Consider the following 14,488-nt stretch of genomic DNA (forward strand, 5'->3'; position numbering starts at 1 on the left):
CCCTCCACCGGCCCGACGGGCCGCCGGGCAACCTGGAGTGGCTGGAGACACCCCCCTGGGATGTGGAGGCGGTGGAGCTCAGCCGGGATGGGCGGGTGGCCGCCTGGGTGGTGAACGAGAACGGGGTGAGCCGCCTCTTCGTCCGGCGCCTGGCCGCCGGGGCCCTGGACGGGGAGGCCTGGCGGGCCGCCCCGGTGGTGGAGGTGCCCATGCCCGAGGCCGGGGTGATCGCGGCCCTGGCCCTCTCCGCTGACGGCCGGCGGGCGGTCCTCCTGATCAACCGCTCCCGTCGGCCGGCCGAGGTCTACACCGTGGAGCTGGCCGAGGTGGGCCCCTCCCGGCAGATCGCGCCGCCCCGCCAGGTGACCGACGGCTTCATCGGTGCCATCCCCGAAGAGGAGCTGGTGGTGCCGGAGCCGGTGAGCTACGTCACCTGGGACGGGCGGGGCATCTCCGGCTGGCTCTACCGGCCCCGGGAAGCGAGCCCCGAGCATCGGGTGCCCGTGGTCCTCTCCATCCACGGCGGGCCCGAGGCCCAGGAGCGGCCCACCTACTCGGCCTTCTACCAGCTCCTGCTCCACCGGGGGATTGGGATCTTCGCGCCGAACATCCGGGGCTCCACCGGCTACGGCCGCACCTTCCAGCGCCTCATCTACCGGGACTGGGGCGGCGGCGAGCTGAAGGACCTGGGGGAGGCGGCCCGCTTCCTCCGGAGCCTCGACTGGGTGGACCCGGACCGCATCGGTGTCTTCGGCGGCAGCTTCGGCGGCTTCGCCACCCTGTCATGCATCAGCCGGCTGCCTGAGTACTGGGCCGCCGCGGTGGATATCGTAGGCCCCAGCAACCTCATCACCTTCGCCCAAAGCGTGCCCCCCACCTGGCGGGACTTTATGGCCGAGTGGGTGGGGGATCCCGAGCGGGATGCGGAGCTTCTCCGGGAGCGGTCGCCCATCACCTACGTGGACCAGATCCGGGCCCCGCTCTTGGTCATCCAGGGGGCCAAGGACCCCCGGGTCCACCGGAACGAGTCGGAGCAGATGGTGGCCCGGTTGCGGGAGCTGGGCCGGGAGGTGGAGTACCTTCTCTTCGAGGACGAAGGCCACGGCTTTACCAAGCGGGCCAACAACCTGAAAGCCTTCCGGGCCGCGGCCGAGTTCTTCGAGCGGAAGCTCCTGGGGCCCGGGGCGGGCCCCGGCTGAGGCTTCCAGGGAGAGACGAAGAAGCCCCCGGGCCTTGGGTTCCGGGGGCTTCGCCGCGGTTAGTGCGGTTCGTGGCAGCCGAGGCAGTCCATGTTCCCGATGGTGTCGAACATGCCTTCGGGGCCGTGGCAGCTCATGCACTCGGCGACGCTGGCCGGTGCCGTGTAGGCGGGCACGAACTTGCCGGCCGCATGAGCGTTGAGCAGCTCCACCGCCTTGGCGCAGACGTCGCCCGTCAGCCTGGCGCACCGCTCGGCCTGCTCCGGCGTCCCGAAAGCGATGCCCGAGGCGTCGCACCACTTGCTGACGGAGACGTGGCAGAGGGGCGAGCCAGAGACCGACTGGGCCAGCGGCTGGCCGTAGGCGTTGCTCTTCGCGGTGGGCAGGGCCGTCTCGCAGTACCAGCCCATCAGCTCGTTGACCAGGGGGAAGCACGCCTCCTGGGGCGTGACCAGGCTCATGACCGCCGCCGCCCCGTTGAGGGCACCGCAGACCGTCCCCCAGCCCACGATGCCGCCGGCGCCGTAGCGGAACATGTCGGAGGGAATGAGGGTGAAGGGGTGGCCCACCTTCTCCCGCAGCTCGTTCAGGATCCCCTCAGCGCCGCCGTACATGCAGTTGTTGATGCTCTTGCACGCCTCGTACCCCTTCCGCCGGACCGCCTCCGGATCCAGGGGCACGTAGGGCCAGGGCCACTCGGGAACGTCGGCCTGGGCCGGGGCTGCGAGCCCCACCGCGCTGAAGAGCCGGCTGCCCAAGGCCGCGCCCGCGACGAACCCACCCGTCCCCGCGAGAAAGGCGCGCCGTGAGACCTGCTTCGAGGACAGGGATTGATCTGCCTGATTCATGAAGACGCCTCCTTAGTGATGGGAAACCCCCGGACCTCAAGACCGGGGGTTGAACCTTGCAGATGAATGCCATCGGAACTAGTGCGGCTCGTGGCACTGGACACAGTCCATCTTGCCGTGGGTGTCAGCCAAGCCGTCGGGCCCGTGGCAGGTCATGCACTCGCCCACCGACTCGGCCGGCACGTAGGCCGGGACGAACTGGCCCGCATGCCAGGCGTTGAGGAGCTCCACGGCCCGGGCGGCCACGTCGCCCGTCAGCTTCGCGCACCGCTGCTTCCTCTCGGTGACCTTGGTCCCTTCCGCCTCCGCCCAGCGGCTCAAGGAGATGTGGCAGAGGGGGGAGCCGGCGACCGACGGGACGTTGGCCGGGCCGAAGCCGTTGCTCTTCTCGGTGGGTAGGGCCGTGTCACAGTACCAGCCGAACAGCTCGTTGACGAGGGGGGTGCAGTCGGACTGGGGGGTGACCAGGTTGATCATGGCCGCCGCGCCGTTCAAGGCGCCGCACAGGGTGCCCCAGCCCGCGGCCCCGCCGGCGCCGTACCGGAACATGTCGGCCGGCACGCCGGTGAAGGGGTGGCCCACCTTCTCCTGCAGCTCGCTCAAGATGGCCCAAGCCACGCCGTAGCAGCAGCCACCCTCCATGAAACCGTCGTATCCCTTGCGGCGGACCACTTCCGGATCGAGGGGGACGTAGGTCCAAGGCCAGGCGGGAACGTCCGGTTGGGCCGGGGCCGCCAACCCAACCGCGCCCAGAAGGCGGCTGCCCAGAGCGGCGCCAGCCAGAAAACCGCCTGTGCCAGCAAGAAAAGCTCTCCGAGAGACAGGCTTTTGCCAAGCTTCCTGACGCTCCATGCTTCCACCTCCGATGGGCCCGATGGCTCACAGAGCCGTCCCCTTCAATCGTAGGGAACGGCGGCGGGAGCGGTCGAGAGGTGGGCTGGAAGTGGGGAGGAACGTCACCGCAGGTGGTGGCAAAGGTCCGCGGGGGAATAGGGTCGAGAAAGGAGAAAAATCGGGTCGAGACCCGGGGTGGAGGGCGACGCCCCTGCCGTTGGCCCCAGGGCTGCGTCAGCCCCTCAAGGACGGCAGGGGCGGGAGGCGGCGTTCCGGCGGGCTTCCGGGCGCAGGTGGGCGCCCTCCCAGCCCCGCCTCCAACGCCGGCCCTTACCAGCGCTCCAGGTGGAGGAAGACGGGGGTGAGCTCTCCCGGCTCCACAAGGATCCAGCGCCGGGCAGTCCGGTACCCCTCCAGGCGGATCTCCACCCAGTGACCGCCCGCAGGCACCTCCTGCAGGAGGGGGGTGAGGCCCACATACGCCCCATCCAGGTAGACCTGGGCCCAGGGGGGCTCCGAGTTGATCCGGACGGTACCCGTCTCCCGCCGGGGCCCCCGAGCCTGCCGCCCGATCACCTCGAACTGGGTCCAGGCGCTGCTCCAGGAGCGCTCGGGCACCACGTCCAGGAACTGGAGGACCTCCTCCTTCACCGCTAGCGGGTCGCCTCCCAGGAGGGGGAAGGGATCCCGGGCGTTCCAGCGCTCCAGAGGCCGGAGGCGGGTCCGGGTGGCCAGGATCTGGAGGTACTCGGTGCCGGGCGGCCCGTCCACCCGGAAGCGGTACCCGGCGCCGGGGAGCTGGTGCTCGCCGGCCCGCACCCGGTTGTTGGCGTCGAAGCGGTTGGGGAAGATGAGGCGGACCCGCCCGCGGCTGTCCACGTTGTAGATGTAGACGTAAGCGGGCTCGCTCACCCAGAAGCGGATCTGGACGCTCTCGCCCACCCGATAGCGGCTCCGGTCCGTCTGGATGCGGACCCGCACATCGCCCGGCGCGGGCTTGACGATAAGGGCCTCGGGGGCGATGGCTTCAGGCTCCACCTGGGCAGGGGCCACCCCGTCCCCGCCCAGATTGGCCTGCAGAGCGAACGCCGTCCCCACCCGGACCAACCCAAGGAGACCAACCGTACCCAGCAGCCCAAGAAGAAGGAACGCGAGCAGGGGCGTTCGGAGCCTCCGGTTCATCCCTTCCACCTCCGTGGACCTGCTCTTTGCTGCCACCATACGCCATGGATGGGTCCACGTCCTGTGTTTGAGGCAGAGAGGCGTCCCGAGCCGCGGGCAGACAGCCGTCCCGTCGATGGTCTACAATGGCCTCAGAGCATTCCGAAGGAGGGTGGGGCCATGACCCGAGGGACGGTGAAGACGCTGGAGGCGGGAGGCTTCCGGTGGAGCTACCGGGAGGCCGAAGGGCAGGGGACGCCCGTCCTCTTCCTGCACGCCTTCCCCCTCCAGAAGGCCATGTGGGATCCGGTGGTGGACAGGCTGGCGGGCCGGGCTGCTCTGGCGGTGGATCTGCCCGGTTTCGGCGGCAGCCGTCCCGTCCCGGAGCGGCCCTCCATGGACGGGTACGCCGCCGCGATCGCCGCCTTCCTCGACGCCCTGAACGTCGACCGGGTGGTTCTCTGCGGCCTCTCCATGGGCGGCTACCTTGCCTTCGCCTTCTGGCGGCAGCACCGGGAACGGGTGGCGGGCCTCATTCTCGCCGACACCCGGGCTGGGGCGGACACGCCGGAGGCCCGGGAGGGCCGCTTCAACCTCATCGCCCGCCTGAAGGAGGAGGGTTCCCGGGCGGCGACGGGCTCGCTCCCCAACCTGGTGGGGCCCACCACCCGCGAGGCGCAGCCGGGCCTGCTGGCGGAGCTGGAGCGCTGGGTGCTGGCCAACCCGGCTGAGGGGATCGCCGCCGCGTCCCGGGCCATGGCCGGGCGCCCCGACTCCACGCCGCTCCTGCCGGAGATCGAGGTGCCCGCCTTGGTCATCGTGGGCGAGGAGGACACGGTTACCCCGCCCGAGGAGGCCCAGGCCATGGCCGAGGCCCTGCCCCGGGCCGATTTGGTCCGCATCCCTGGCGCCGGCCACCTCGCCGCCCTGGAGCAGCCGGAGGCCTTCGCCCACGCGGTGGCAGGCTTCCTCGAGCGACTCTGAGCCTGCAGGCCCCATGAGGTTCAGGAGGTCGCACGTTTGAGAACAGGAGGTCGCGCGCTTGATGAGCCGTTACCCCTGGCAGCTGGGGGGCAGCTCGTCCGGCCGCCCCACCACCGGTGCCGTGGGCTGGTGGGCCAGCTCGCCCGCCTGCTCCAGGATCTGGTCGAAGATCTGGTCGTACTCCTGAATCGTGGTGGCCTGGACGATCTGGGCCCGGGCGGCCGCGGCGCCGGGGAACCCCTTTAGGTACTGGGAGGCGTGCTCCCGCATCTGGAGGCAGGCCACCTTCTCCCCCTTCAGCTCGGCCAGGAGCCGCAGGTGGCGCCGGGCCATGGCCACCCGGTCGGCCAGGGTGGGCTCCGGGAGGAGCTCCCCGGTCTTCAGGTAGTGGAGTGTGCGGGCAAAGATCCAGGGGTTGCCCAGGGCGCCCCGGGCGATCATCGCCCCGTCGCAGCCCGTCTCCAAGAGCATCCGCTCCACATCCTGGGGCGTGAAGAGCCCGCCGTTGCCGATGACGGGGATGGAGACCGCCTCTTTGACGGCCCGGATCCAGTCCCAGCGGACCTGCCCCGAGCGGCCCTGGGTCCGGGTGCGGCCGTGGACCGCGATGGCGGCCACCCCCACATCTTCCAGCCGTTGGGCCAGCTCCACCACGTTGATGTTCTCCTCATCCCACCCCGCCCGCATCTTGACCGTCACGGGGATGGAGACGGCCCGCACCATGGCGCCCAGGATGGCGGCGGCCCGCTTGGGCTCCCGCATGAGGGCGACGCCCGCCTGGGCCTTCAGCACCTTGGGGACGGGACAGCCCATGTTGAAATCGACCACATCCGCCCCCGCCGCCTCCACCCGGCGGGCCGCCTCCGCCGCCTCCTCCGGGTCCGAGCCGAAGATCTGGATGCTCACCGGGTGCTCCTCGGGGTGGATCCGGAGCATGGCCAGGGTCCGCCGGTTGCCCATCACCAGGGCTTTGGCGCTGACGAACTCAGAGCAGACCATGGCCGCCCCGTGCTCCCGGCAGAGGAGCCGGAAGGCCAGGTTGCCCACGCCCGCCATGGGGGCCAGCACCACAGGGTGGTCCAGGCGAACGGAGCCGATCTGCAAGGGACGGACCAAGGTGTCGGCCTGGCCCGTGAAGGGTCCCGTCGGGGTCTCGCTCCCCTGGTCCTTGATCTCGCTGGTGCTCGCCTGGCGGCTCACTGCCTTCCCTCCCAGACTGGTCTCCGCCCCAGTATAGCATGGCTCCCAGGGCCCGCACGGGGCGGGCGGCTCACGGCTCATGCCACGGGAGGAGCCACCGCTCCAGCTGGCGGAGGAGCCAGGTGGAGAGAATGCCCAGGGCCGACAGGACCACAATCCCCGCCATCAGGCGGGTGGTGAGCATCAGATCCCCCGCATTGAGGATGAGGAAACCCAGCCCGGTGGTGGCGGCCACCATCTCCGCGGAGACCACCAGGAGCAGGGCCATCCCCGTGCCCAGGCGGAGCCCGGAGAAGATCACGGGCAGCGCGCTGGGCAGGACCACCTTGGTGACCACCTGCCGGCGGTTGGCCCCCAGGCTGAGGGCCGCCCGGATGAGGAGGGGGCTGGTCTGGCGGACCCCGGCGATGGTGTTGATGGCCACAGGGAAGAAGACACCTGTGGCGATGATGGCCACCTTGGAGGCCTCCCCGATCCCCAGCCAGAGGACGAAGAGGGGCAGGACGGCAATCTTGGGGATGGGGTAGAGGAGCGAGATCAACGGATCCAAAGCGCCCTCAGCCACCCGGGAGAGCCCGACGGCCATCCCCACCGCCAACCCCGCCGCCGCGCCCAAGAGGAGCCCCCACAGGATCCGGGAGAGGCTGGCGGTGAGGCTCGCGCCCAGGGTGCCGCTGGCCGCCATCCGGACCAGCTCCTGGGCGATGGCCGTGGGGGCTGGGAGGTACAGGGGGGCCACCCAGCCCAGGCGGGCCACCAGTTCCCAGAAGGCCAGGAGCCCGACGATCACCACGGCGCCCAGCCACCCGTATCCAGGCCCCGGCTCATCCAGGGCGGGAAGGGGCTCGGGGAGCACCTCCACCTCACGCGGGAGAGGGCCTGCAGCCTCCCCACGGCGGGCAGGCCCGGCGCCCAGGCCCGCCTCGTGGGCTGCCGCCCGAGCGGTGCTTTCCAGCCGGAAGGGACGGTTGGCCGCCGGGGTGCCGTTCCGCCCCGTCTCCCCGGCCTGGCCCACAGGGAGGTTCATCCGTCTTCACCCGCTTCCATGGCCGCCCGGGCCTCATCCCGCAAGAGTTCCCACAGCTCCTGGCAGAAGGCGGCGAACGCCGGGCTGGCCTGCAACGCTTCCGTTCGCGGCCGAGGGAAGGGGACCTCCACGACCGCCCGCACCCGGCCGGGCCGCCGGGAGAGCAGGAGGATCCGGTCCGCCAGGAAGGCGGCCTCCTGGAGGTTGTGGGTGACGTAGAGGACCGTCTTCTGGCTCTCCTCCCAGAGGCGGAGGAGGTCCAGCTGCATGAGGGAGCGGGTCTGGGCATCCAGCGCCGAGAGGGGCTCATCCATCAGGAGCACCTCAGGGTCGTTGGCCAGCGCCCGGGCGATGCCCACCCGTTGCTTCATGCCGCCGGAAAGCTCCTTCGGGTACTTGTCGGCGAAGGGGGTGAGGCCCACCATCTCCAGGTACCGCTCCACCCGGGCCGCCACCTGATCCCGGGGCAGGCCCCGCACCTCGGGGCCGAAGGCGATGTTCTGCCGGACCGTCCGCCAGGGGAAGAGGGCGAACTCCTGGAAGACCACGGCGGTGAGGGGCCGGCCGTTGGCCGGGGGTGGGCCCCCGGCCGCCTGGAGGAAGCGGACCCGGCCCTCATCAGGTTTGACCAGCCCCGCCACAATGCTGAGCAGGGTAGACTTGCCGCAGCCACTGGGCCCCAGGATGGCCACAAACTCGCCGTCCCGCGTCTCAAAGCTAACGGACCGGAGGGCTTCCACCTCGCCCCGCCGGCCCCGGTACCGCTTGGAGACGCCCTCAATTACCACCCGCATCTCAGAGCCCTGCCACCGCTTCTTGGATGAGGCTCAAATCGACGAACTCCTCCAGCGGCACCACCCGGGTGATCATCCCCTGGGCGTCGTACCACTCTTGCTGGCGGAGGAGATCCTCCACATCGGGGATGCCGTCCCGGTCAATGTAGGAGAGGGACTTGGCGATCACGTCCGGCGTCTGCTCGGTGTACTTGGCCACGATGGCCAGCACCTCGTCGTAGTTGGGCCCGGGCGGGTTGGTCAAGACCGCGTCGTAGTAGTAGCGCACGCCCCGCACGTAGGCCCGCAAGAAACGGACGGCCAGATCCCGGTTCTGCCGGAACCGGTCGGAGACGAAGACGCCCGTCACCTGGTAGGGGATCTCACCGGCCCAGAAGAGCACCCGCCCCCAGCCTTCTTCCTCCGCGTTGGCCCCCCACGGCGGCGAGAGGATGGCCGCATCCACCGTGCCCTCCCGGACCGCGCCGATCATGATGCTCATGTCCCGCAAGGGGATCAGCTGCACGTCGGCCAGGTCCAGCCCCGCGGTGGCCAGGATCTGGGCCGCCTGGTAATGGTAGGTGGAGCCGAGGGTGGTGATGCCGATCCGCTTCCCTTTCAAGTCGGCGACGCTCTGGAGTCCCCTGTCGTAGTTGGCCCGGTTGGTCACCAGGGCGTTCAGCCGGTAGCCCGGATGCTCCGAACCCCGGTCGGCCACCAGCCAGATCCGGCTGCCGCCGGCCACGGAGTTGTACAGGGCCGCCGAAATGCCCGTGGCCCCCACGTCGATGTCACCCGCGGCCACCGCGGTGGCAATGGGCGCCGCGGCGGCGAACCAGCGGACATCGACCTCGATTCCTTCCTCCTCGAAGTAGCCCTTCTCCAGCGCCACGAAGATGGGCGCCCCGCCGATAAGGCGCAAAGTGCCCAAGCGGACCACATCCTGGGCCCCAACGGGCGTGTTCAGAATAAGAACAGCGGCCAGCAGGCTGGCCACCACCATCCAGTGGCTGACTTTCCGCACCGGTATGACCCCCTGTGCGCCGGCTCAAGGCCCTGCGGCGCTCCAAGATGCCCCAGAACTATCTGCAATCTAGCAAACGCTCCCAGAAGCGTCAATGGCGGGGGAGAGGCCTCGGGGAACTGAGCTGGCTTCGAGGCCGAGCGGTGCGTCAGTTTACCGGGGCGGGTGCCTCATACCTCCGGTCGCGTGGATGGTGGAGCAGGGTCTTCCCGCTCCTTCTCGAACGGAAGAACCCAGAGGCGGTCGCGCCGTGTCTTAATGGAACCATGGTGGGATAGAGTCTTAGCTCCCGTTCTACGCTCGGCACGGGCGCGCTGCAACCCGTGCATGGCCACGCGCCAGGGAGGTGGTGGGGTCATCCCACCACCTCCTCTTTCGTGGCAGGCCGTACCGGGCGCGGCTGCGCGCCCTGCTGTGGGGCTTACTTGAGCACCAGTTGGAACCCCTGGCGGAAGTACTTGGAGAAGAGCAGGAAGAGGATGAGGATGGGCAGGGTGAGGATGACGCTGGCCGCGTAGAGCCCGCCGGGGTAGTTGCCGTAGGGCCCGCTCATGGTGGCGATGAGCACGTTCAGGGTCATGAGGCTCTCTTCCTGGATGACGATCAGGTCCCAGAGCAGTTCGCTCCAGCGCTCCATGAAGAGGAACAGGGTGATCACCGCGGTGATGGGCACCGACATGGGCAGGACCACCCGGAAGACGATCCCCAGCTCCGACAGCCCATCGATGCGGGCGGCGTCGATGATCTCCTGCTGGATCGATTTGAAAAACGACGTGTACATGAAAATGGCCCACAGGTTGACCGCTTTGGGCACGATCATCCCCCAGTAGGTGTTGTAGAGCCCCAGTGCCCGCACGATGAGGAAGGTGGGCACCAGAATGATGATGGCCGGATAGAACATCTGGAAGAGGATGACGTTGTAGATGGCCTTCTGCCCCCGAAAGCGGAGCCGGGAAAGGGCGTAGGCCACCACCAGCGCGCTCACCACCATCAGGACGGTGGAGCTGGCGGTCACCAGGGCACTGTTCAAGAGCGCCCGAAACCAGGGCTTGGGCGCCACGGTGCGGGAGCCCTGGAGGAGCCACTCATAGGACCGCAAGGTTAGCTCTGACGGGATCAACCGGCGGTCCACCTCGCTCCACGGCGCGAGGGACTGGACCACCATGTACAGGTAAGGGGTGATGGCGATGAGCACCCCCACCGTGGCCACCACGTACTTGAGCCCTTCTTTGGCGCGACGGCGCCAGACCGCGGGCCGCACCCGGAGAGCGCTGGCAGGCCGCTTGGTGAGTACTGCGGGAGCGTCGTTCATGCGGTCACCTCCTCACTCCACCCAGCCCAGGCTGCGGCCCCACCGCTCCATGCTCCGGCGCACCACCGTCACCATGAGGAAAACGGCCAGCGCGTTCAGGGTGGCGATGGCCGTGGCATAGCCCGAGCGGAGGGCGGAGAAGGCCTGGTAATAGATCTCCAAGTACCAGGTGTGGGTGGCCAGGTCAGGCCCGCCCTTGGTCAGCACATAGGGCTCGGTGAAGATGGTGAACATGAGCCCCACCATCAGGATGAGGACCGAGTACAGGGCGGGGTAGAGCATGGGCAGGGTGATGGACCAGAAGGCGCGCCAGGAGCTGGCCCCGTCGATCTGAGCGGCCTCATACAGCTCCCGGGGGATGGATTGCAGCCCCGCCAGGAAGATGAGCGCGTAGTACCCTGAGAACTTCCAGACGATCATCAGGCTGATCACCAGGATGGCCAGGGTGGGGTGGCCCAGCCAGTCGGGCACGTCGCCGAAGGTGTTCAAGAAGAACCGGCCGACGGGGCTGTTGAAGGCCAACACCCCCCGGACGACGAGCGAGACGGCCACCCCTGAGGCGAGATAGGGCAGGAAGAAGCCCACAGCATAGAGCCCCTGGAAGCGCTTCAGGGAGTTGACCAAGAGGGCGATGGCCAGCGAGATGGTGATCCCCAAGGGCACGATGATCACCATGAAGCGGAAGGGCGACAAGAACGCCTGCTGGACCCGCCGGCTCTGCAGCGCCTCCAGGAAGTTCTGCAGGCCCACCCACCGCCACTCGGGTGAGATCAGGTTCCAGTCGCTCAACATCAAGACGACGCTCCAAAGGAGCGGGATAAAGAAGAAGACGGCAGCAAAGAGGAGGTAAGGGGAGGCCATGAGCCATCCCCTCACCTCCTGAATCCGCTGACTCATGGGCAATCCACCTACCGGTCCAGGATGGCCTGAATGGCTGCCTTCGCGTCCCGCCAGGCCGTTTCAGGGCTCTTCCGCCCGGCAAGGACGGGCAGGAGGCCCTCATCGGACAAGGTCGTCTGGATGTCCGCGAAACGGGAGTTGGTGAAGGGCGGCACCGCGTAGGGCAGTGCCTCGGCGTACGGACGGAGGACCGGGTTCGCCTCGAAGAACTCCTGAAAGACCGGGTTGGCGGCCAGGTCATCCCGCACCGGCGGCAGCCCGGTCACCTCGAGCCACTCCAGGTCGTTGGCCGGGTCGGAGAAGACCCACCGGATGAACTCAAAGAGGGCCTGCTGCTCCTCGGGCGAGCTCTGCGCGTAGATGACCAGCCCCTTGGCGTCCGCGAAGGTCTTCACCGGCTGGTCCGCCGGGACATGGTCGGGAACCGGGGGCGGGGTGAGGGTGAAGTGGACGCCGTACTGGAGCTCGGGGAACCGCTCGGCCCAGTCAGAGAAGGTCCAGGGGCCCAGCTCCTGCCAGATGCTCAACCCGGTGGCAAAGGGGTCGGTGACCGTCCGGGTGAGGAGGAGCTGGTGGTCGTTCAGCTCCTTGTAGAATTGGAGGACACCGATGGCCGCCTCCTCGTCGGCGGTGATGTCCGCGCCGCTGATGAAGGGCTGGCCATCGCTCGCCGCGTTGTAAAGGAGAAGGAAGTCAAACCACCGTTCCCACCAGGTGTTCTGGGCCAGGGCGGGACGGGCCAGAAGGAACATGCTCCGGTCCCGCTCCCGGAGCCGCCGGCCCACCTCGATCACTTCGCTGTAGGTGCGGGGCGGCTCCTGGTACCCCAGCTCCTTGAGGAGATCGATCCGCCAGCCGAAGAGCATGGCGTTGGCATAGATGGGCAGGATGTAGTAGTGCCCGTCGGGGAACTTCCAGGCCTCGATGCTCTGTTCCATGTTCCGGGCCTTGATGAGCTCCTCCCAGCCGGGCAGGGTGTCCAAGGGCACGAGCGCGCCGCTCTCGAAGAGTTGGCTGCCGAAGCCGATGAAGATGTTCTCCGATCCCGTGGGCGCCGTGCCGCCGGCCAGAGCGGTCAGGATGGTCGCCTCTGACGACGGTGATTCGGCCATGGCCCGAACTGTGACCCGGATCTCATCCTGGCTGGCGTTGAACCGCTCCGCCATCTGACGCCAGAAGACTTCCTGGGGCGGGTTGGGAGCGCTCCAGAAGGTCACCTCCGTCGCTGCCAGCGCCGGGCTTGCAAGCACCAGCGCGAGCCCCAGGGCAACAACCGCTGCTCGGATCCGCCTCATCGACCGTACCTCCTCTCACGAATCTGGTGATCCCTCGCGATGGTGGCTGCCCAAGATCCGGTTCCCTTCCGGGCTCGACTTGCCGACAAAGCTGCCTTCGGGCGTGCCAAACCGCTCCGGGTGGGCGCCCGAAGGCAGAAGAAAAGACTCTCGTAGGGCTAAGTTCGCTCTTTTGCAAGATCGTTCCTTCTGAAGTCAGCCCCCTCCGGGCGGGCTTTCGCCTCAGCTTACCGTCGGCTCCAGGCTGGCCAGTACCTCATCCACGGTGGTGACCGCCACCGCGATGGACTCGTCGGCCGCGCCGTAGTAGATCCGCAGGGTGCCGTCCTCTTCAGGCACCGTTCCGCACGTGAAGACGGTGTTGGGGAAGAAGCCCTCGGTTTCGTAGGGAGCTTCGGGCAGGAGGATGGGCTCTTCCGAGCGGCCCCGGACCACGTAGGGTGCCTCCCCATCGAGGAGCAGGCCGCCCAGCCCGTAGCGGGTGCCGTCGCTCCCGTGGTAGATGGAAAGCCACCCGGCCGGGGTACGGAAAGGTACCCCGCTCGCTCCCAACCGCACCCCATCCCAGCGGCCTGGCCGGACGGCCAGCACATGGTGGTGCTCGCCCCAGTGGCGCAGGTCAGGTGAGAAGGCGAGCCACATCTCGGGCTGGCCCAGGGTCAGGTCGCTGGGCCGGTGGAGGGCCACGTAGCGGCCGCCCACCCGCTCGGGGAAGAGGGCCACGTCCTTGTTGGAAGGCGGGAAGATCACCCCCAGGCGCTCAAAGCGGCGGAAGTCTTCGGTCTCCACCAAGGAGACCGTCACGCCCAGGTGGGAGACGGAGGTGTAGGCAATCACATACCGCCCTTCCAGCGGGGTGATGCGCGGGTCCTCCAGGCCGTACCACTCGTAGGGGCCTTCGGGGAGGAGGGTCGGCTCGGGGTCCACCTGGAAGTGGACGCCGTCGGAGCTCCGGGCCACCCGCAGGTGGGAGATGGAGGTGAGGTACATCTGGCCCCGGTAGAAGACGAAACGGGGGTCGGCCAGGTTGAGGTCCGGGTTGTCCCGCCGTACCCGGAGGACCTCCACACCCCGGGCGCCGGGCCGTACCGCCGGGAAGGCGACCCACTCGGGGTCGGGGCAGAGGGGCCGTTCGGCCACCCGGATCAGGAGCACGATCTCCGACCCCACCCGCACCGCGCCCGGGTTGAAGGCGCCGATCACCTCCACGTCGGGCCGGGAGGGCGGGATCTGCTCGGGGGTGATGATGGGCCGGGCCGGGTCGCGTCGTACCATGGAACACCCTCCTCAGCATCTGCCCGCACGCCAGCGGTTCTTTCTTTATTCTCCAGGAGGGGTCGGGGGAGGGCAAGGGGACGGGGCGGGCCCTTGGGGGCGTGGGGGGCCGTTCCGGGCTGGGAGAGGGGTTGGCGGCGGGGAAGAAGCGGGGAAGAGAGCCTGGCTCCTACCCACCCGCCTCTTCCAGGACCCGTTCGATCCGCTGCTCCACCAGGTCCAGCCCCTGGGCCCCCGCCTGGAAGTGGCGGAGCTGGCCTTCCCCGTCAAAGACGTAGTAGGCCGGGGTGAACTGGTTCTGAAAGCGATCGCTGATGCTCAGCCGGGAATCAACGGCCACGGGCTGGGTGAGGCCAAGCTGTTCCACCGCTTCCCGGATCCGGTCCAGATCGGTGTCCGCCTTCTCCAGAGGCATGTGAATGGCCAGCACCTGGAGCCCCCGGGGTCCGTACCGGTCCCGCCACTCGTTCACCCGGGGCATGGCCTCTTTGCAGAGCCCGCAGGAGACGGCCCAGAAGTGGACCAAGAGGGGCCGGCCCGGCTGGATGGGGCCTTCGGTCTCGGTGGGTTCCGGGGTGTTGAGCCAGGCCACCGCCCCTTCCAGGGAGGGCAGGGGGCTTCGCAGCCTTAAAGGCATAGGTTCGCCTCCTTACCGG

At 68.8% G+C, this 14,488-nt stretch carries 14 protein-coding genes; 2 read left to right on the plus strand and 12 right to left on the minus strand.

Features of this window, described 5'->3' with window-relative positions:
- Positions 1-1,199, plus strand: a 1,199-nt coding sequence (locus FWJ67_RS05570; protein WP_414482095.1) for an alpha/beta hydrolase family protein, incomplete at its 5' end; no start/stop codon positions are given.
- A 59-nt stretch (positions 1,200-1,258) separates the two neighbouring features.
- Here FWJ67_RS05570 and FWJ67_RS05575 read toward each other — a convergent pair.
- From FWJ67_RS05575 to FWJ67_RS05585, 3 genes are all read right to left on the minus strand, one after another.
- Entirely contained in the window at positions 1,259-2,047 is a 789-nt protein-coding gene (locus tag FWJ67_RS05575; RefSeq protein WP_304174623.1) for a C-GCAxxG-C-C family protein, read from the minus strand.
- 78 nt (positions 2,048-2,125) lie between these two features.
- A complete protein-coding gene (locus FWJ67_RS05580) occupies positions 2,126-2,899 on the minus strand; it encodes a C-GCAxxG-C-C family protein (protein ID WP_414482622.1) in 774 nt (257 codons plus the stop codon).
- 312 nt (positions 2,900-3,211) lie between these two features.
- Positions 3,212-4,063, minus strand: a complete 852-nt coding sequence (locus tag FWJ67_RS05585) for a DUF4384 domain-containing protein (protein ID WP_304174627.1) — start codon at positions 4,061-4,063, stop codon at positions 3,212-3,214.
- Positions 4,064-4,222: 159 nt separating this feature from the next.
- Between FWJ67_RS05585 and FWJ67_RS05590 the strand changes: the two genes are divergently transcribed.
- Positions 4,223-5,026, plus strand: coding sequence for an alpha/beta fold hydrolase (locus FWJ67_RS05590; RefSeq protein ID WP_304174630.1), 804 nt, complete (start codon positions 4,223-4,225; stop codon positions 5,024-5,026).
- A 69-nt stretch (positions 5,027-5,095) separates the two neighbouring features.
- Here FWJ67_RS05590 and dusB read toward each other — a convergent pair whose 3' ends face one another.
- The 9 genes from dusB to FWJ67_RS05635 all read right to left on the minus strand — a co-directional run bounded on the left by dusB (position 5,096) and on the right by FWJ67_RS05635 (position 14,469).
- Positions 5,096-6,226, minus strand: coding sequence for a tRNA dihydrouridine synthase DusB (gene dusB / locus FWJ67_RS05595; protein ID WP_414482094.1), 1,131 nt, complete (start codon positions 6,224-6,226; stop codon positions 5,096-5,098).
- A gap of 70 nt (positions 6,227-6,296) precedes the next feature.
- The gene (locus FWJ67_RS05600; protein WP_304174634.1) at positions 6,297-7,253 is read right to left on the minus strand and encodes an ABC transporter permease; all 957 of its coding nucleotides are present in this window, start codon (positions 7,251-7,253) and stop codon (positions 6,297-6,299) included.
- Positions 7,250-8,047, minus strand: a complete 798-nt coding sequence (locus FWJ67_RS05605; RefSeq protein WP_304174636.1) for an ABC transporter ATP-binding protein — start codon at positions 8,045-8,047, stop codon at positions 7,250-7,252. The genes FWJ67_RS05600 and FWJ67_RS05605 overlap by 4 nt, the downstream gene beginning before the upstream one ends.
- A 1-nt stretch (position 8,048) precedes the next feature.
- Positions 8,049-9,050 carry an ABC transporter substrate-binding protein gene (locus tag FWJ67_RS05610; RefSeq protein ID WP_304174639.1) on the minus strand — a complete coding sequence of 334 codons (1,002 nt, stop codon included), beginning with the start codon at positions 9,048-9,050 and terminating at the stop codon, positions 8,049-8,051.
- Positions 9,051-9,471: 421 nt separating this feature from the next.
- Positions 9,472-10,362, minus strand: a complete 891-nt coding sequence (locus FWJ67_RS05615; RefSeq protein WP_304174642.1) for a carbohydrate ABC transporter permease — start codon at positions 10,360-10,362, stop codon at positions 9,472-9,474.
- A gap of 12 nt (positions 10,363-10,374) precedes the next feature.
- Complete coding sequence (locus FWJ67_RS05620; RefSeq protein WP_304174644.1) at positions 10,375-11,259, minus strand: carbohydrate ABC transporter permease; 885 nt, start codon at positions 11,257-11,259, stop codon at positions 10,375-10,377.
- 11 nt (positions 11,260-11,270) lie between these two features.
- A complete protein-coding gene (locus FWJ67_RS05625) occupies positions 11,271-12,557 on the minus strand; it encodes an extracellular solute-binding protein (protein WP_304174646.1) in 1,287 nt (428 codons plus the stop codon).
- A 222-nt stretch (positions 12,558-12,779) separates the two neighbouring features.
- The gene (locus FWJ67_RS05630; protein WP_304174648.1) at positions 12,780-13,832 is read right to left on the minus strand and encodes a glycoside hydrolase family 130 protein; all 1,053 of its coding nucleotides are present in this window, start codon (positions 13,830-13,832) and stop codon (positions 12,780-12,782) included.
- A gap of 169 nt (positions 13,833-14,001) precedes the next feature.
- Positions 14,002-14,469 (minus strand): redoxin family protein, encoded by a 468-nt coding sequence (locus tag FWJ67_RS05635; RefSeq protein WP_304174650.1) that lies wholly within the window; start codon positions 14,467-14,469, stop codon positions 14,002-14,004.
- Between the last annotated feature and the right edge of the window lie 19 nt (positions 14,470-14,488).

The organism is Limnochorda sp. (assembly GCF_047459355.1).
GTDB lineage: Bacteria > Bacillota > Limnochordia > Limnochordales > Limnochordaceae > Limnochorda.